Annotated in this window: 18 protein-coding genes and 1 pseudogene; 15 read left to right on the top strand and 4 right to left on the bottom strand. The window is 59.3% G+C overall.

Annotation, left to right across the window (positions count from 1 at the left end; all coding sequences use genetic code 11):
* The 11 genes and pseudogenes from ACSEXW_RS01985 to ACSEXW_RS01935 all read left to right on the top strand — a co-directional run.
* The coding region (locus ACSEXW_RS01985; RefSeq protein WP_438444401.1) for a hypothetical protein at positions 1 to 193 on the top strand (193 nt) is incomplete at its 5' end.
* A 35-nt stretch (positions 194 to 228) separates the two neighbouring features.
* Positions 229 to 426 (top strand): hypothetical protein, encoded by a 198-nt coding sequence (locus tag ACSEXW_RS01980; protein ID WP_438444400.1) that lies wholly within the window; start codon positions 229 to 231, stop codon positions 424 to 426.
* 29 nt (positions 427 to 455) lie between these two features.
* Positions 456 to 614, top strand: coding sequence for a hypothetical protein (locus ACSEXW_RS01975; RefSeq protein WP_438444399.1), 159 nt, complete (start codon positions 456 to 458; stop codon positions 612 to 614).
* A gap of 137 nt (positions 615 to 751) precedes the next feature.
* A complete protein-coding gene (locus tag ACSEXW_RS01970) occupies positions 752 to 1,345 on the top strand; it encodes a hypothetical protein (RefSeq protein WP_438444398.1) in 594 nt (197 codons plus the stop codon).
* A gap of 234 nt (positions 1,346 to 1,579) precedes the next feature.
* Positions 1,580 to 3,160: a recombinase family protein gene (locus ACSEXW_RS01965; protein ID WP_438444397.1), complete on the top strand. Its 1,581-nt coding sequence runs from the start codon at positions 1,580 to 1,582 to the stop codon at positions 3,158 to 3,160.
* Positions 3,161 to 3,186: 26 nt separating this feature from the next.
* Positions 3,187 to 3,276 (top strand): annotated as a pseudogene (locus ACSEXW_RS01960) (LuxR C-terminal-related transcriptional regulator); the annotation flags it as partial.
* 202 nt (positions 3,277 to 3,478) lie between these two features.
* Positions 3,479 to 4,492, top strand: coding sequence for a 2-oxoacid:acceptor oxidoreductase family protein (locus ACSEXW_RS01955; RefSeq protein WP_438444396.1), 1,014 nt, complete (start codon positions 3,479 to 3,481; stop codon positions 4,490 to 4,492).
* Positions 4,493 to 6,790: a thiamine pyrophosphate-dependent enzyme gene (locus tag ACSEXW_RS01950; RefSeq protein WP_438444395.1), complete on the top strand. Its 2,298-nt coding sequence runs from the start codon at positions 4,493 to 4,495 to the stop codon at positions 6,788 to 6,790.
* A 143-nt stretch (positions 6,791 to 6,933) separates the two neighbouring features.
* Complete coding sequence (locus tag ACSEXW_RS01945) at positions 6,934 to 7,389, top strand: V4R domain-containing protein (protein ID WP_438444394.1); 456 nt, start codon at positions 6,934 to 6,936, stop codon at positions 7,387 to 7,389.
* A gap of 152 nt (positions 7,390 to 7,541) precedes the next feature.
* A complete protein-coding gene (locus ACSEXW_RS01940) occupies positions 7,542 to 8,681 on the top strand; it encodes a DUF3895 domain-containing protein (RefSeq protein WP_438444393.1) in 1,140 nt (379 codons plus the stop codon).
* Between the two features lies 1 nt (position 8,682).
* Positions 8,683 to 9,483 carry an HAD-IIA family hydrolase gene (locus ACSEXW_RS01935; RefSeq protein ID WP_438444392.1) on the top strand — a complete coding sequence of 267 codons (801 nt, stop codon included), beginning with the start codon at positions 8,683 to 8,685 and terminating at the stop codon, positions 9,481 to 9,483.
* 65 nt (positions 9,484 to 9,548) lie between these two features.
* Here the strand turns inward: ACSEXW_RS01935 and ACSEXW_RS01930 are convergent, their stop codons facing one another.
* Complete coding sequence (locus ACSEXW_RS01930; protein WP_438444391.1) at positions 9,549 to 11,042, bottom strand: ATP-binding protein; 1,494 nt, start codon at positions 11,040 to 11,042, stop codon at positions 9,549 to 9,551.
* 203 nt (positions 11,043 to 11,245) lie between these two features.
* Positions 11,246 to 12,235, bottom strand: coding sequence for an L-glyceraldehyde 3-phosphate reductase (mgrA, locus tag ACSEXW_RS01925; protein ID WP_438444390.1), 990 nt, complete (start codon positions 12,233 to 12,235; stop codon positions 11,246 to 11,248).
* Positions 12,236 to 12,443: 208 nt separating this feature from the next.
* Here mgrA and ACSEXW_RS01920 point away from each other — a divergent pair, with 208 nt between their 5' ends.
* Positions 12,444 to 13,478, top strand: a complete 1,035-nt coding sequence (locus tag ACSEXW_RS01920) for a phosphatidylinositol-specific phospholipase C/glycerophosphodiester phosphodiesterase family protein (RefSeq protein WP_438444389.1) — start codon at positions 12,444 to 12,446, stop codon at positions 13,476 to 13,478.
* A 41-nt stretch (positions 13,479 to 13,519) separates the two neighbouring features.
* Positions 13,520 to 14,524, top strand: coding sequence for an aldose 1-epimerase (locus tag ACSEXW_RS01915; protein WP_438444388.1), 1,005 nt, complete (start codon positions 13,520 to 13,522; stop codon positions 14,522 to 14,524).
* Positions 14,525 to 14,627: 103 nt separating this feature from the next.
* Here ACSEXW_RS01915 and ACSEXW_RS01910 read toward each other — a convergent pair whose 3' ends face one another.
* On the bottom strand, positions 14,628 to 14,945 hold the full coding sequence (locus tag ACSEXW_RS01910) for a cupin domain-containing protein (protein ID WP_438444387.1): 318 nt from the start codon (positions 14,943 to 14,945) through the stop codon (positions 14,628 to 14,630).
* A gap of 189 nt (positions 14,946 to 15,134) precedes the next feature.
* Here ACSEXW_RS01910 and ACSEXW_RS01905 point away from each other — a divergent pair, with 189 nt between their 5' ends.
* Positions 15,135 to 16,232, top strand: a complete 1,098-nt coding sequence (locus ACSEXW_RS01905) for a phosphotransferase (RefSeq protein WP_438444386.1) — start codon at positions 15,135 to 15,137, stop codon at positions 16,230 to 16,232.
* Between the two features lie 70 nt (positions 16,233 to 16,302).
* Here the strand turns inward: ACSEXW_RS01905 and ACSEXW_RS01900 are convergent, their stop codons facing one another.
* The gene (locus tag ACSEXW_RS01900; protein ID WP_438444385.1) at positions 16,303 to 16,452 is read right to left on the bottom strand and encodes a hypothetical protein; all 150 of its coding nucleotides are present in this window, start codon (positions 16,450 to 16,452) and stop codon (positions 16,303 to 16,305) included.
* A gap of 186 nt (positions 16,453 to 16,638) precedes the next feature.
* Here ACSEXW_RS01900 and ACSEXW_RS01895 point away from each other — a divergent pair, with 186 nt between their 5' ends.
* Positions 16,639 to 18,312: an S-layer homology domain-containing protein gene (locus ACSEXW_RS01895; RefSeq protein WP_438444384.1), complete on the top strand. Its 1,674-nt coding sequence runs from the start codon at positions 16,639 to 16,641 to the stop codon at positions 18,310 to 18,312.
* The last annotated feature ends 63 nt before the right edge of the window (positions 18,313 to 18,375 follow it).

Genomic DNA, 18,375 nt, shown 5'->3' with positions numbered 1-18,375 from the left:
CATCGACATCAACCGGGCAGCGTCGGAGCTGTACGATGCCGGCCAGGCCTTCGTCGGGCTGATCCGCAAGCAGCTGCAGGAGCTATTGGTCGACAATACGGACGATGCGGTCCGGCGGTATTTTGAAAAGCAGAACCGGATACACCTGGAGAAGATGGTCGGGCGCCTGGCGGGAAGAAGGGATCCGGCGTGAAGTGCAGCATACCGGGATGCCAAGAGCATGGCCTGATGGAATTCAGTATGTTACCGGTCTGCTTGCAACATTCGGGGCAGCTGATCAAAGAGACTGACGAGTATTACGGGAGGAAGCGGAAGGACCGCCCGCTATACGCCCAGATAGCGCCGATGATCCGGCACAGCCGTCGGTACAGCAAGCAAGGTGAGCTGATGCGGATCCAGAAGCTCGCGGTCCGCCGGCGGCGCTGATTAAACTCAATGAATAGGTGGTGTCCATCATGGCTGGGAAATCAATCTATTTCTCCGAGGATGAACTTTGGTGGATTTTATGGTCAATGCAAAATCAGGACGCTTTTGAGGGTAACGAAAAATTCGAGAAAGCTAATCAGACTATAGCAAAGAAAGTGCAAAAGGCGCTTGATGACGTATCAAATTGAATAACGAGGATCATGGGAGGTAGACCATGGATAGATCTGGTGTTGCACTCATCATTTTTTGGATGTTCCTTGGAATTGCGATTTTGCTAAAAATCGGGCGTAAGTAGTTTCACGAATACACCGGAGGTGAAGCCTCTATGGGGGATTTGTCGGCCCTTAGGGAGAACATATGTGCGGGTTGCCCCGGCACCGTGTGGGGGGAAAGTGCCCGGTGCCGGGTCCACGGCTGTCACATCGGCCACGTTACGGCCTGTTACGAGTGGGACCACCATGAAGAGTTGGAGCAGAAACGGAGCATCGATCTCGCCTCCTTCCTTCTCCAGCAGATGGAGGCCGACATCAAGTCCTACACGTGGAATCGGCAGAAGATTCAAGACCTGGAGGAGCAGCTGGCCCGGATGGATGGAGAGATCGACGGAGGGCCGGCGTCCTCCTTGGTGGCCAAGTACGGCATTGAGGCCACGTTGCCGCCCAGCACGGCACCGGACGAAGAAGACGATGAGCGGTACATCCAAATGGTGACCCGGCTGCGGGAACTGCGGGAACGGGTGGATCGGGTCGATCGTGCCGCGGCAGTGATCACGGATCCGCGGGAGCAGGTTGTGCTGCAGGGGCTCCTGATGGGGCTGAAGATGACAGACATCGCCTTGCGGGCTGGTATAAAAAGACGTTGGGCAAATGAGATCAAGAACCGTGTTCTCAGACAAATGATCGGTGCAAGTGCCAGATGAAAATCGGAAGAGTGGAGGTCCAAGGTAAGTAAACAGGCCCTCCACTCATAACATATACGGGTGATGTCTTTATGGGAAAAGGATTCAAAATCCGCTATGTCCCTTGCGAAGGGAACCTTAGTGAAATAGTGCAGGATTTGGTTAAGGAAAAAGTATCCAGAGTCTTGTCTAAGCACCAGGTTTCTGGGTATAATGACGCTATAATAAGACATTATGTAACAGGGGTAATGTGTAATGAAGGAAAACAAGGTCGCAATATATGTCCGGGTATCAACGACGAAAGAATCGCAGAAGGATAGCCCAGAGCATCAGTTAGCAGCGTGTCACGCTTATGCGCAGGAACATGGGTTGGAAGTCGTAAGGGTGTATGAGGACCGCGACAGTGGTACGTCGATCATGGGGCGGCCCGACGTACAAAGGATGGTCAAAGAAGCGCAGACTGGCGCTTTTGGGGTCATCCTTTTTTCTTCCCTGTCCCGGTTTTCCCGTGATGTCCTGGATTCAATAAGCTTGAAACGCATGATCGTCAACGCTTTAAGTATCCGCTTAATCTCAATCGAAGACTTTTTCGATTCGGCGAAAGAGGACAACGAGATGCTATTTGGCATTGTATCTGTGGTCAATCAGAAACTTAGCGAACAAACCAGCACCGCTTCTAAGCGTGGAATCCGACAATCAGCCATTAGGGGTAACTATACCGGAAGTATCGCACCTTACGGTTATAAGAAGGCGGTAATCGATAACCGGAAAACCCTTGTAATAGATCATGAGCGAGCAGAGATTGTAAAGATGATCTTCGACATGTACGTGAATCGGAAGATGGGTGAGAAGGCCATCGTCAATTCCCTTAACGGTTCTGATGGTATGGAACCTGTTCCGTCCTACAAGGGAGGGGTATGGGGGATAACTAGCGTGCAGAGAATTCTCCAAAACGAGGCATACACAGGGGAGAATGTGTTCGGAAAGTACGAAACGGCAAAAATATACAATGACCTGAATAACATGTCGGATCGAAAGAAGAAACTTGTTCAACGCAAAAAGGAAACCTGGGAGAGATCGACAACAAAAACCCATGAAGCCATTGTCAGTGATGAGATCTTCCAAAGGGCACAAGAGATTCGATTGATCCGCGGCGGCGGGCAACGGGGCGGTCGTAAGGCTTATGTGAACGTATTTGCCAAAATGGTATTCTGCGAACACTGTGGATCAGCAATGGTTACCATGAAGTCTGGAAAGAAGAACAAGGAATATCGTTACCTGATGTGTAGTAAGCGACGGCGTCAAGGTGAGGCCGGTTGTGCCAACGGTAATTGGATTCCGTATCAACCCTTCAGGGACGAAGTTATTTCTTGGGTCGTTACCAAACTCAGGAGCCTGATTGATCCCAAGAAGGGGACTGACGAGTTGTTGAAGAAAATATCCGTTTCTAGTCATGATTATGAGAAGGATATATCGAGGTACAAGAAAGCGATAGAGGATAATCGTAGGCTATTGTTTGCAATCCGCAGGCAGCATATGCTTGAAGAGATAAGCCCCGAACAATACGAGTTCGAGAAGGAACAATACGAAACTGAGATTAACCTTCTCACAAATCGGCTTACTCAAGCCCAACATGATCATGAACAGCAACAGGATACAACGGCTCTTCGGAAAGAAATATCCGCCGCTGTAGAAGAGTTGCTGCAACTCGAGAACTACGAGGACACTGATAAAGTACGGTTGATCCTAAGCCGGCTTATCAAGAGAGTGAACATCGATTCCGAAGGCCAAGTCGATGTGTTTACCCCATTAGGTCAATTGGACGCTGTTAAATAAACGGCGTCTTTTTACGTGTTTGAATACACATTTCGAACGTCATGCAAAAATTGAACGTTAAAGGTCGTTCACAAGCGGTTGTCGAGCTGATCAAGCTTGGGGAATTGAAGATTTGATCATCGTCTCGAGCATTCCACCCACTGGCCTTCGTCCCGTCTGACCGAAAAGACGAGACGAAGGCTTTTTTTGCGCTTGTAAGCGGTTCGCGCGTCGGATGCACGGCCAACCGGGTGATCTGCATCACAAATTGGACACATTCCCTATGGTAAGGTTAGGTCGACCATCAACCATAGACCAACAGGGAATGAGGGAATCAGCGTGTCCATCCTGCCAGACAAAAACGAGCTCGGCTTCTACGAGATCCGGCTGGAATCCATCGGCGGCCTGGGGGCCAACCTGGCCGGCAAGATGCTGGCCGAGACCGGCGTCATCGGCTTGGGCCTGAACGGCTCCAACTTCGCGAGCTACGGCTCCGAGAAGAAGGGCTCCCCCGTGAAGAGCTTCATCCGGTTCTGCGAGCCGGGCGTAGAGATCCGGGATCACAGCCCCATCGAACAGCCCCATGTCATCGGGGTGTTCCATGAAGCGTTATACAAATCCGTGGACGTGGTGAACGGGCTGCGACCCGGCGGCATCGTCCTCGTCAATTCCATCCGGGAGTTCGGCGACGTCGCCCGGGATCTCCGGATGACCCGGGGGACACTGGCCATCGTCGACGCCTTGAAGATCGCCGTGGAGGAGAAGACCAAGGTCAACACGGCCATGCTGGGCGCCCTATTCCGGATCTGCTCGTTCCTGGATCCGGAGGCCATGCGGACTGTCATTCGCAAGACGTTCGAGAAGAAGAGCCCCCAGCTGGTGGAGTCCAACCTCCGCACCTTCAACCGGGGCTACGAAGAGGTCCGCTTCCAGACCCTGGAGGGGGATGGCAGCGGCGAAACGGAATTCCGGCGGGCCGAACCCATGCTGGGGTACCTGACGCAGGAGCCGGGCGGCATTCTGACCGTCACGGCCAACAGCGTTCTGAAGGATCTGAGCGGCTCCCGCCAAGGCTATCTGCCGGAATGGCACAGCGACAAGTGCATTCACTGTGCGGCCTGCGACACCGTGTGCCCGGACCTGTGCTTCGTCTGGGAGAAGGGAGCCGACAAGCGCGGCAACCCGCAGATGTTCCTGCAGGGCATCGACTATCAATACTGCAAGGGCTGCCTGAAATGTGTGGAGGCTTGTCCGACCGAAGCCTTGACCGAGCTGCTCGAGGCGAACCAATACGCGGAACGCAACCGGGTTCCGCAGCATTTTGCATACTTGACCACCAAGGGGGAGATCTAAATGGCGCTGCAAGAACAAGACCTGAAGAACGGATCTCAGCCTGCGGATCAGAAGTCCGTCTTCGAATCCGGCAATGAAATGGCGGCCATGGCGGCAGCCCAGATCAATTACCACCTGATGGGCTACTTCCCCATCACGCCTTCCACAGAGATCGCTCAGTACCTGGACATGATGCGCGTCCGGGGCGAGCATGACATCCGCTTGATTCCCGCTGACGGCGAGCACGGCTCGGCAGGCATCTGCTACGGGGCTGCCGCAGCAGGGGCACGCGTGTTCAATGCGACCAGCGCCAACGGCTTCCTCTATATGATCGAGCAGCTGCCGGTTCAGGCGGGAACCCGGTTCCCCATGGTCATGAACCTGGTGACCCGTGCCGTCAGCGGCCCCTTGGACATTCGAGGGGACCATTCGGACTTGTACTATGGCCTGAATACCGGCTGGGTGATCCTGACCGCCCGTTCGCCGCAAGCCGTCTATGATATGAACATTATGGCGCTGCGTGTGGCGGAGCATCCGGATGTCCGGTTGCCCGTGATCGTGGCTTATGACGGCTTCTTCACCTCCCACCAGAAGCGCAAGGTCCAGGTGTTTACCGACCGGGGTACGGTGCAGCGCTTCGTCGGCGAACAGCCGCCGGCCGCCCCCCACGTGTTGGACGTGAACCACCCCATCGTCGTCGGAGCCTACATGAACGGGGACGATCTGGTTAACAACCATTACCAGCAGTCCAATGCCATGCTCCGGGCCGGCGAGGTGTTCCAGGAGGTGGCAGCGGAATACGCCGTCATCTCCGGACGCCGCTACAGCGCCTTGGAGCTGTACCGGATGGAGGATGCGGAGGTGGCGCTGTTCCTCCTGAACTCCGCTGCCGAATCCGCCAAGGACACGGTGGACAAGCTGCGGGAGCAGGGTATCAAGGCCGGCGTGATCAGCCCGAACATCATCCGTCCGTTCCCGGCGGCCGAGATCCGCGAAGCGCTGCGGAACGTCAAGGCCGTGCTGGTTGGCGAGCGGGCCGATTCCTACGGCGCCAACGGGGCCAATCTGACCCACGAGGTGAAATCGGCGGTCCAGGAGCTGCGCGGGGGACAGCCTATCGTGCTGTCGCGGATTTTCGGCATGGGCGGCAAGGACTTCTATGCGGATGACGCGGAAGCCTTCTTCCGTCTTGCCATCGATGCGATGGAGAAAGGGGCGGCCGAGAAGCCCTTCGATTACTACGGCCAGACCCCGGGCGACCCGGACAAGAAGCTGGCGCCGGTCATCGCTCCCATGCACGGAGACACCTTCAACTCCGGATTGATTCAGGTGAAGAAGGACGAGGAGACGGGCAAGCTGTCCGTCAAGGTTCCGCCGCTGCGGGCGCTGACCGGCAAGCCCAAGCGGATCGCGGCAGGCCATGGGGCATGCCCGGGCTGCGGGATATTCCCTGCGCTGGAGCTGTTCTTCAAGGGCATCGAGGGCAATGTGGTGACGCTGTTCCACACGGGCTGCGCCTACATCACGACCACCGGTTACCCGTATAATTCGCACAAGCAGAGCTTCATCCACAACCTGTTCCAAAATGGTCCGGCCACCCTGTCGGGCACGGTGGAGGCGTTCTTCGAGCGCAAGCGGCGCGGCGAGATCGACGTGCCGGAGGACTTCACCTTCGTCATGATTACCGGTGACGGCGGCATGGACATCGGCATGGGCTCCGCCATCGGCACGGCGCTCCGGAACCATAACATGATCATCCTCGAGTACGACAACGAGGGGTATATGAACACAGGGGCCCAGCTCTCCTACTCGACGCCGATCGGGCATATGACGAGCACCTCGGGCGTCGGCAAGAAGCAGCAGGGCAAGCCGTTCCACCATAAGGACACGCCCCAGATCATGGCGGCTACCCACATTCCGTACGTGTTCACCGGCACGGAGGCGTTCCCGCAGGATCTGGTGACCAAGGCGGCCAAGGCCCAATGGTACGCCCAGAATGAAGGCCTGGTATATGGCAAGCTGCTGATCACCTGCCCGCTGAACTGGAAGTCCGACGACCGGGACGGCGAGAAGATCGTGCACGCGGCCGTGGACTCCTGCTTCTTCCCCCTCTACGAGGTGGAGCACGGCCAGACCCGCATCACCTATGATCCGGACGCCCGCAGCAAGCGGGTGCCGCTGACCGAATGGCTGAAGCACATGGGCAAGTCCAAGCACCTGCTTCGGGAGGACAACCATGCCCTCCTGATGGAGTTCGAGCGCGAGGTGGAGCGCCGCTGGTCGATCTTGAAGGCCAAGCACGAGCATCCGCTGCTGTAAGAAGATAAGGGCTGCCCAGGCAGCCCTTTTATTTTTACCTAGCGGCCGCATGTGTGACATACATCACTAGACGCTCTCCCGGGTGTGGTAAGGTGAAGACAGGATGTACAGGACCATTCACAACATATCGGGAGGGCATAAGCATGGAGCAGCAAGGGTTTACATACGGAGATATGAAGCGCATCGACCGCAAGGAATTGGGTGATCAGGTTCCCTTGGAGCTGTTCCGGACCATCCGGCTGATCGGCATGTACCAGGCGCTGCCTATGGGCGGGAAGGGAACGACCGTCACCATCGGACGGAAGATCGGCGAGACTATGCCGGCCGAGACCGTGGAGGAGCTGCTTGCGCTGTTCCGGGAGCTGAAGATCGGCATTCCGTCCATCGTGCACCGGGAGGAGAGCCTGCTCCGGATCGCCGTGGAGGACTGCTTCTGCAAGGGGCTGCCGGTTCTGGAGGAGAAGCTGGTCTGTGACCTGGAGGGTGCCATCCTGGAGGGCGCGCTGCGGAAGATCCTGAACCGTCCCGTTCAAGTCCGGGAGATCAAATGCAATGTATGCGGGGACGAGCATTGCGAATACGAGGTGCGGCTGCTGTAAGGCCCCGGGTCCAGGGGGCCGCCCCTTTTTTGACAGAGCCTTTGCTTCCCGTAGGCCGGGAGACAAAGGCTCTTCGTCATCCGCTCTTCCGGAACATTCGTTCTTATGGTACGATAGCCGTAAGGAAAGAACGGAAAGAGGAGTACGATAGGATGCTTTCTGTGTATGATTTGACCGTGGAGGAGCGGGACCGGCTTTTGGCGCTCTTGAATCCGGAGCAGCGCCGGTTCGCGGACGAGATGATGGTGCGGGGGCGCAAGACCCAATTCGCCCGGATCATGGCTTCCCGCAAGGGAGCCCATATTCCGGAGGATGCCAGCTTCGAGGAGATCGAGATGCTGGTGGACGATTGGATCTATCTGCGCTACGAGGATGCGGGCGAAGTGACCGATGCGCTGAAGTGCGACTGCGGCCGGTCGCTAAGGTATGCCCACACCGTCAAGAATCTGAAGACGGGGCAGACCCATACCTTCGGCATTACGCACCTGGAGCTCCATACGGGCATCGATGCCAAGGTGGTGGCCCAGATCAAGGACTGCTTCGAGGCCATCGATTTCGAGCTGCACGAGATTCTGTCGAAGATGCGGGACGGGTGGACTCCGGAGCGGGCCATCGGGGACATCCCGTCCGGGCTGGCGCTGCCGGGAGACATCTCCCGGCACCTGGAGCTGGGTCTGCCGCTTCTGGACCGTCAGACGCTCCGGCTGAAGCGGCTGATCCGCCAGCATCTGACGGTCTCGCCCCCTATCCGTCCCCGGGTGGCGGCGGCGCTGCGGCAGTCCGCTTCCTCGCCGCCGGCCCCGGAGACGCCGGCTCCCAAGAAGAGGAAGGAGCCCGAATTCGGGCAGGTAGCCTTCGACTTGTTCGGAGAGGCGGATCTGTTCGGAGATGGGGGCGGGGAGCCCCCGCTTCCGGAACCGCCGCCGGAGGAAGCGCAGGGGCAGGATGACGGCACGGTTCCGTTCGGGGCATTCCCGGAGACATCTGCTCCCGCATCATCCATGGGCGGGCAGCGGTCAACATCGCTCTTGAGCCTGGAGGTCCGGCTGCAATCCGCCGTGCGCCAGGCTTTGCGCCAGGGCATGCAGAGCGCCAGGGTGATCTCCGAGCTCTTGATCTCCTCCTATGGAGGGGATGACAGGCGCTACTCTACCGGCAAGCCCTACCTTTATACGGCGGTTTGCTCCTTCCTGGACGAATTGGCCGCTGCGGGTGAAATGGTGCTCCTGGAGCGGGACCAGAACGACAGGACCTACTCCCTGCCGGACCGGCTAACAGGCTCCCAAGAGTAAAGTGCTTCATGACGATACGAATCCTATTAAGGAGGCGAAGAAGCTGACTCAAGGCTGGATCATCGATTTGGAAGGAACGCTGGTACACCGGGGAGCCCCCTGCCCGGAAGCGGTCCGGTTCATGAACCGGCTCCGATTCCGCGACATCCCGTTCCGTGTGGTCACCAACGCCGTAGGCCGTTCGGCAGAGGAGCTGGCCGGCATGCTTCAGAGCTGGGGGATGCCGGTGCTTCCCGGCGAAGTCCTGACCCCAGTGCATATTCTGGACCGGTATCTGAGCATCCGGCGCACGGCCTCCTACTTGTTCGTCGGCCCGGAGCGGATCCGCAGCAGGCTTAGCATCCAGCCCCAGCTGCCGTGCAGCGGCACTCCGGAGTATGTGGTGCTGTGCGATTTCGAAGGGATTCCCTTCGGCTATGCAGAGCTGAACCGGATCTTCGAGATGCTTCACAAGGGAGCGAAGCTCCTCACGCTGAGCAGCTCGCCCTTTTATTGGTCAGACCGTGGCCCGAAGCTCGATACCGGGGCCTTCTGCCGGCTGTTCGAGAGCGCCTCCGGGCAGGAAGCGATGGTGCTGGGGAAGCCGTCCCCGCTCATGTACGAAGCCGTGCTTGGCGAGTTGGGCTTACGGGCACAGGAGGTCACCGCCATCGGGGACGACGTTCTGACGGACATCGCCGGAGCTGCCGAAGCGGGAATCCGGAACTGTCTTGTCCGGTCGGGTAAGTACCAGCCTGGGGACGAGGACCGGATCCGGCCGGACCGGACCGTGAACACCGTGCTGGAAGCACTGGAAGACTAGGAGCCAACAGGAAGCTCCGGGCGCAACGGAACGCCCCTGCTTAACGGACAACAGCCCGTTCCCCGCTATACGCAGGGGGACGGGCTGTTGTTGTTGTCACATACCAGGGGCAGACGGACCGTGAAGACCGTTCCGCAGCCGGGCCGGCTGGATACCTCCAGCAAGCCGTCATGCTCTTTGATTATGTTCCGGCACACCATCAGCCCTAACCCGGTTCCGCCGGACTTGGTGGTGAAGAACGGGCGGCCCAGGTTCTCGATCTGCTCCTTGGGGATGCCGCTGCCTTGGTCCTCGACGGTCAGAACGGCATAGCCTTCCTCCCGCATGGAGCGAACGAAGATCTTCCCTCCATCCGGCATGGCTTCCACCGCATTCTTGATCAGGTTGATGAGCAGCTGCTTCAGCTGGTTCTCATCCCCCATGATCCGAAGCCGTTCGGCATATAACAGCTCGATGGACACGTTCATCATATGCGCCTGGCTCTCCATCAGCCCGGTGACCTGCTCCAGAATGGCCGGCAGACTCAGCACCTTCTTATCGACGGTCTGCGGCTTGCCGAGGTACAGCATCTCCTGGGCGATGCTGTTGATCCGCTCCAGCTCCACCTCCATGATCTGCAGATACCGGTCGGTGGCACCCTGTTGCCGCATCAGCTTGATGAAGCCCTTCAGGGAAGTCAGCGGGTTGCGGATCTCATGGGCGACGGAGGCGGCGATCTGCCCGGCGATGTTCAGCTTCTCGGACTGGAGCAGCATCTCTTGGGCGCGCTTGCGCTCGGTGATGTTCCGGATGATCAGCTTGATCATCCGTTTGTTCCCAAGTACGGTGGGAACCCCCAGAACCTCGCAGTGGAGCCGGTTGCCCTTCAGGGTGAACCATTCCTCCTCGATCAGCTCGGCAACCCGGTGATCCTCCAGCACGCTCCTGCACCGCTCCCTGCACCCGGCATGATGCCGGGAATGCAGCAGGTTCTCGTAAGGCATGCCGATCAGCTGCTCCGGTCCGTCCGCCTCGAAGAGGTCAAGGCCCGGTTGATTCAGGTAGACCCACTGCGTTCCGTCAATGATGCAGATGGCATCCAGGGAGTGCTCGGTGATGGTTTTGTAGCGTTCCTTGCTTTCGATCAGCTCCGTTACGTCATGGAGCATGACCAGATATCGGGTCTCGGACCGGCGCATATCGGGCTTGGCGCTCAGCATGAGCCAATTGTAGAGGCCGGATTCCTCGTTCCATACGCCTACCAGCTTGTCTCGGACCTCGTGGCCCTCCAGCAGTTCCATCAGGATCCGGTTGTAGTAGATGGGCAGGCGGCTTCCATCCCGGTTGATCATATGCCACTTGTAATGAGGCGGCTTCTTGTCCCGGATCTGTTCCCGGGTCAGCCTTAAGCACCGGCAGGCCGCTTCATTTACGTAGACGACTTCCACCTTGGCGCTCACAATGATAATGCCGACGGGAATGTCGGCCAGAATGTTCGAGGCAAGTTCGTCTTCCCCGAACAGGGGATTCGCGGTATCGCAGGAAGACATGGGGGTTCCATACCAATCTTTGGAGCGCATGGCCATTCGTAACACCTACGCATTCATAAGAAGTGACGACTGAAGTGCAGGAGCTGCGTCCACTGGATGGAAGCGGATCCATATCGTACCACAGATTATTATATAGGGATTGTTCTGCTTTTTATATAGATCCAGCAAAAATATGTATTCCTGCATGAAATAACCCTCCACACCCATGCGAAAGATGGGGGGAGGGCTGTTCATTATGGACGAAGAACGCTCTCGATCCGGTCCAGCTCCTCCGCATGGAAGCCGGTATTGGACAAGGCCGCCACATTCTCCTCGATCTGGCTGGGACGGCTTGCCCCGATCAGTGCGGAGGTGACGCGGCCGCCGCGGAGCACCCATGCCAGAGCCATCTGCGCCAAGGACTGTCCTCTGGCCTGAGCGATCTCCTGAAGCGCCTTCACCTTGGTCAGCGTCGCTTCCGTAATGTCCTTCTCCTTCAGGAACACATTGCGGGTCGCCCGGGAGCCGGAGGGAATGCCCGCGATATACTTGTCGGTCAATAGGCCTTGGGCCAAGGGACAGAAGGCGATGCTGCCGACGCCGCTCTCCTCCAGCACATCCTGCAGGCCGTTCTCGATCCAGCGGTTCAGCATGGAGTACGAAGGCTGGTGAATCAGAAGAGGGGTGCCGAGACTGCGAAGAATGCGAACCGCTTCGGCGGTTTGCTCCGCGTTGTAGTTGGAGATTCCCACGTACAGGGCCTTGCCTTGGCGGACGATATGGTCCAGGGCCGACATGGTTTCCTCCAGAGGGGTTTCCGGGTCGGGACGGTGGTGGTAGAAGATGTCCACATAGTCCAGGCCCATGCGCTTCAAGCTCTGGTCGAGGCTGGAGACCAGATATTTGCGGGAGCCCCAGTCGCCGTATGGACCTTCCCACATGTGGTAACCGGCCTTGCTGGAGATGATGATCTCATCCCGGTAAGGAGCCAGATCGGTGGCCAGCATCCGGCCGAACATCTCCTCGGCGGAGCCCGGAGGCGGTCCGTAGTTGTTCGCCAGGTCGAAATGGGTAATGCCCAGGTCGAAGGCCTTGCGGATCATGGCGCGTCCGTTCTCGAAGGAATCCACGCCGCCGAAGTTGTGCCACAGTCCCAAGGAAATGGCGGGGAGCTTCAGGCCGGAGCGGCCGCACCGGTTGTATGTCATGCTGCTGTAACGTGCAGATTCTGCTTGATAAGGCATGGGGTGATTCCTCCCGCAATCGTAATCGCTTCCTTGGCCATTATAAACAATCCGCTTCCCAACCGAAAGGGCTGAAAACAATGTGACCTACTCACCTTGAAGTAAGCAATGCGGCAATATAGTACGGAAGCATCTGTTAGAATGGAGAAAGGTCCGGTATGATGGAGAATGGCTTGTCCAACTATTCGAACATGGAGCGTGACTGCACATGCACAACCGAGCTGCAAAATGGAGGCGGACCGCAAGCGCGGCGCTCCTGCTGGCTTCCCTCTTCGCGTCCTTATCCACCGAGGCCGAGAACCATTCCGTGACGGCGGCAGCGCAAGTGGTTGGCGATGTCAACGGACTGGACAACACCCCTTCCATAGACGTGAAAGTCCCAAGCGATGAAGAACTCCTTCCCGAGAACCATTTCGTACCTGCGGCATCGCCTGACATGAAGGGCATGGATGGATTAGACGACACCCCATCCGGGGATGAGAAGGCCTCTGACAATGAAGAAGTCCACCCCGAGAGCCATCCCGTGAAGGCGATAGCCCATGCCTTGGGGGGCATGGACGGATATGACTACACCAACTCCATCGACGCCATGGCCGCGAGCTATGAGGCGGGCTTCCGGATGTTCGAGACGGATCTCATCCTGACGAGCGACGGGCGGCTTGCCGCGCGGCATGATTGGGGCGCCTACCTGCAGCCCTCGGAGCCGGAGGAGCTTGCCGACTGCCAGCTTTCTTCAGAGGAGTTCCTTAGCTACAAGATTTACGACCAATACCGTCCGACCCTGCTGGAGGATGTCTTGGAATTCATGGAGAAGCATCCGGATACGGAGCTGATCCTGGACACGAAGAGTCTGGAGGAGGAGGAGGTCCTGCAGAAGTTCAGCCAGATCGTCCGAACGGCGGAGGAGAAGGATTCCGGGCTTCTGGACCGCTTGATACCGGAGATCTACGATCAGGAGATGCTGGATGCCGTGGAGAGCATCCATTCCTTCGACAAGAAGATCTATTCTCCTTATCTGACGGATGATCTGGAGCCGGAGCATGTGGTGGATTTTATGCTGGGGAACGGTCTGACGGATATCGATCTCCAGACTGACGAGGTCAGCTGGCCCTTGATTGAGAGCCTGAAGGACAACGGCTTGGGCTTCTACATTTATACCTGCAACAGCACGGAGGAAGCGGAGGAGTATGCCGGCATGGGAGCGGAGGGCATCATGACCGATTTTCTGGGACCGGACCTATGAGGCATGGCAATCAAGTTGAAGGAAGAGCGGAGGAGAACGTCATGATGCATCAGGATGCCCGGGCTTGGATCGGGGAATGGAATGGAGAGGAGGCGGTGTGGCTGGCCGCAGGTGGGTATGAGGCTGTCCTGCTGCCTAGCGCCGGAGGAAATCTGGTCCGCTTCCGCGAAGTGGAGCGGGATCTCCGGTTCCTGCATGAGCCGACGGAGAAGGAGTGGGAGAGGTTCAGGGAGAAGCCGACCCACTACGGGGTACCAGTGCTGTTTCCGCCGAACCGGCTGGAGGACGGGAAGTTCCCCTGGAACGGCGTCACGTACGCTTTCCCCATCAACAATGCCGCCCACAACAATCACTCCCATGGGTTCCTGCTTCGGGAGACATGGGAGACGCATGATTACGGGACGGTGATGGACACGGCGCACGCGGCGGTAGAGGCCCGGGTGGGACCGGGTCACCCCGCCTATGCTTACTTCCCCCATACCTTCACCTTCCGCATGACGTATACCCTTGGAGCCAACGGCTTGACCCAATTGGTGGAGGTTCACAACCTCGGACAGGAGGAGCTCCCCGTCCTGCTGGGCTTCCATACCTCCATCAACGCGCCGTTCGCACCGGGCAGCAGAGCGGAGGATTATCGGTTCACCTTGAACGTGGGACGCCGGATCGAGATGGGAGAACGGATGCTGCCAACTGGCCGCCTGCTGGAGCTGACCCCCTGGGAGGAAGAAATGAGGAGCGCCGGAGCGGATCCGTTCGCCATGCCGCTGGACCACCATTATACGGCAGAGTCAACGGAAGGCCCCAACCGGATGGAGCTGACGGATAACAGTGCCAAGATCAAGCTGGTGTATGAAACGCACCGTTCCTACAAGCATTGGATGCTCTTCAATAACGGCGCCACCCCCGGCTACTTCTGCCCGGAGCCCCAGACCTGCCGCGTGAACGCCCCCAACCTGGGGCTGTCGAGGGAGGATTCGGGAATGATCGGCGTCCTGCCGGGAGACACCTGGAGTGCGGCCAGCCGTTTGTATCCGGTGGAGCTGTAGCCGGACATGTACCGGCCATCGGCGCATCCGCCAGACGCAAGAAAACCCGCTGTATACCGGCATGCCGGTGTCAGCGGGTTTTGTCGTTCCCGTACGCTGCTGCTTAGCGTTTCAGCAGATCCTCGCGGATCGGAGTGAAGACGTCGAGCAGGGCGGACGGCTCCAGGGCCTTGACGCCATGGCGCGCGCCGCTGGGAATGTAGATCGTCTGTCCTTGGGAGATCACCGTTTCCACGCCTTCGATGGTGAAGGCAATCTTGCCCTTCAGGCAGTAGCTCATCTGCTCATGAACGTGGCTGTGCTGGTAGCCCTCCGCGTCCTGCTCGAAATGAACCTCCATCATCATCAGGCCCCCGTTGGCGTTCAGGATGCAGCGTTTGACGCCGGGTTCCGCATTTTCCCATACTCCGAGATTGCTCATCTGTTCGTCTCCTCACATGAATGGACTTTTGGCCAAAAACAACTCCAACAAGTAGTGTACCATATCTTGTCTAGGCAAGAAAACGTGTGCGTCACAGGGACTTGCCCTTCCGTCAGGAGTCCCCTAATATAACGAATATAGCGGCTGAGCGGTGCAGCGCCGGCCTGAGGTTACGGGAAGGGTGAGAGGATGACGGAAAGTACGGGACATGTGCCGCCAGCCGGGAACGGAACGGAGGACGAGGTGATCGGTGCGGCGGTAAGCGCCTTTTTGGGGAGCACCCCTTATGAGCTGGAGGCGGGACCCAGCGGGATGAACAACATGACCCGGCGGATCCGGGCCGGAGACCATCGATATGTGCTGCGGATCTACAACAGCCATAACGACCCGGCCAAGGCGGCCTTCGAGCATGAAGTGCTGAGGAGACTGGCTCAGCGGGGATTGGGCTTCCGGGTGCCGCAGCCGCTGCCCGCGCCGTCGGGGGAGACGGCGGTGTGCTTGCCGGAGTACGGCAAGCTGGCAGCCCTGTTCGCCTATATTGAGGGACGGCGCCCGGACCTGCTGGTTCCGGCGGAGGCCGAGGCCTTCGGAGCGGCTGCCGCCGAGCTCACGACGGCGATGAAGGAAATCGGCAGCGGGGAATGGGGGGGCGGCTTGGAGCCCCAATATCCGCCGTACTATGAGCTGGGCTCGGCTCATCCCCGCTGCAGTCTGGAGGAGGTGGCCCGGCTCTGCTCCGATCCGCCGGAGGGACTTCATCCCTACCGGGAGGACCTCCGGTTTCTGTCGGGTGAGATTGTACGGATCCGGCTGGAGCTTGCGGCCCTTAAGAAGCTGCCCCATCAGCTGATCCATGGGGACCTGAATGCTACCAACGCCCTGGCCCATCCGGACGGCTCCGTGGCGGCGCTGCTGGATTTTGAGTTCGCGACGATGGACCTACGGGCGATGGAGCCTGCGGTTTGCCTATGGGGACTGGTTCCGGGAGCCTGCAGCGCAATGGAGGAGGAAGCATCCGAGGCGCAGCGTGATGTGTGGGACTCGCTCCGGGCTTTCTGGCGGGGCTTCGGCAGCGGTCCGGAGCTGCTGCCGGAGGAGCGGGCCGCTCTGCCGGTTCTGATGCAGCTTAGAAGTCTGGATGTGTTCATCCATTTCCTCGGGCGTTTCATGGACGGGGTGGATGCCCCGGCCGTGCTGCAGGGCCAGATTCCCGATACGGCGGCCCGCATGAGATGGGTGGCCATGAACCGGGAGAAGCTTCGGTCCTTGCTGGACGGCGTACGGTAGTAGTAAAGAAAGGGACTGCCCCCAGAGCCGGCCTTCGAGGGCCGGTTCCAGGGCTGCAGTCCCTTGTTCTTCATTGGTCGCCGGAGCGGGAAGGGGGCGGCGTATCCCCGTTGTCGCCTGATTCGTCCCACTTCTTGGAATAAGCCTTCCGGGTCACCCACAAGGTGATCCACAGGACGATGGCAACGGACAGGAATGCCCAGAAGAAAGTCCAGGCCATGATGAGCCCTCCTTTTTTGTGGCGTTCGTGAGAATTTTTCTTACATTATATCTCTTCCTATAGAATTTGTCTTCTTTGCCGGGATTCCCATAAGTTACAGGTTTACCGCCTAAATCCCTCCTAGGTAAACTGGGTATAACGGCTGATGCAAGCCGATTCGTGAACGGCGGAGGGTGCATAGTGGGAATGGACATCAAGAAAACCGCATGTTTGGCGATTCTGGCCGCAGGCTTATGGGCCGGAGGAATCTCGGATGGGGTATATGCGTCCAAGCTGAATCTGGGCTACTTGTATTTCGGAACGCCGGAAGCGTTCGTCCGTCAGGTGGAGGCTTCGGGCCAAGCCTTAAACCGGGTGTCGCCGACCCTGTTCGATCTCACGCCGGAGGGTGGCTTGAAGCTGACCTCGGATATCAGCGTTCTGGTCCAAGCCATGAAGGACAAGGGTGTCAAGGTCGTGCCCTTCCTGAGCAACCATTGGGACCGCGAGACGGGGCGCAGGGCTCTGGCGAACCGGGAAGCGCTGGCCTCGTCCATCGCGGAGGCCGTTCTCCGCTACCGGCTGGACGGGGTGAACGTGGATCTGGAGAACCTGACCGAGCAGGACCGGGACGCCTACACGGACCTGGTCCGGCTGCTCCGGCAGAAGCTGCCGGCCGGCACGGAGCTGTCCGTGGCCATCGCCGCCAACCCGGCCGGATGGACCAAGGGCTGGCAGGCCTCCTACGACCTGCCCGGGCTGGCCGCCGCCAGCGACTATCTCATGCTGATGGCTTACGACGAGCATTGGGAGGGGGATCCGGTTCCCGGACCGGTGGCCTCGCTGGCTTGGGTGGAGAAGTCCGTGCAGGCGGCTTTGAGAGCGGTTCCGGCGGAGAAGCTGGTGCTGGGTATTCCCTTCTACGGCCGGTTCTGGAAGGAGGGCGGCGGCATCACGGGTGCGGGCATTCCGAACAAGACGGCTGAAGCATTGGCGGCCCGCTTCGGGGTGACGCCGTCCTACGACGCAGCCGTTCAAGCAGCGGTCTTCACCATGACCGTGGCGCCGGAGGAGACCAATCCGCCGGTGGTCAACTCCCGCAAGCTGGAACCGGGAACCTACACCGTCTGGTACGACAACGAACGTTCCATCAAGGCGAAGCTGGATCTGGTGGGGAAATACGGGCTGAAGGGCACGGGCATCTGGGCCTTGAGCCAGGAAACCCCGGCCACCTGGAGCTACTACGCTTCCTGGCTGAACGGCATCTACTTCTCGGATGCAGCCGGTCATTGGGCGGAGAGCGGGATTCGGACCGTGTCGCAGAAGGGCTGGATGAACGGTACGGGCGGCGCGTCCTTCGGACCGGAGGAGCCCCTGACCCGGGCCCAGGCGGCGGCCATTCTGACCCGGATCCTGAAGCTGTCCGCGTCCGCTGCGGGCCAGAGCGCTGCGGTCTTCGCCGACGTGCCGTCCAGCCATTGGGCGAAGACGGAGATCGGCCTGGCCCAGCGCTACGGCCTGGTGGGCGGTAACGGCGACGGCACCTTCGCGCCGGACCGTCCGGTGTCCCGGGAGGAGCTGGCGGCCATGCTCTACCGGGCCATGGGCGGCGCCTCCGCTCCCGGCGGATGGACTCCCGGCGGTGTCGGTACGGCGCCCGCCGGGTTCAACGACGTGCTGCCGTCCCGGTGGTCCTGGAGCGCAGTGGCCGCCCTGAAGGGGGCGGACCTGCTCCAGGGCTATGCCGACGGCAGCTTCCGCCCTGTGGCGGCCGTGACCCGGGCGGAGGCCGCCGTGCTGTTCCTGCGCGGCGAAGCCCGGCTCGGCGCGCAGGCCCTGGTCCAGGCAGCCGCTGCTCCGGCATCGGCCGGTGCGCCTTAACGGCTGCGGCGAAGCCCCCTTCGGATTGCGAAGGGGGCTTTTTCCACGGTACAATGGGGAAAG

Source organism: Oryzibacillus soli (assembly GCF_051594765.1).
In the GTDB taxonomy this organism is placed as follows: Bacteria; Bacillota; Bacilli; order Paenibacillales; family NBRC-103111; genus Paenibacillus_AR.
This window is presented reverse-complemented; position numbering and strand designations above follow the sequence as displayed.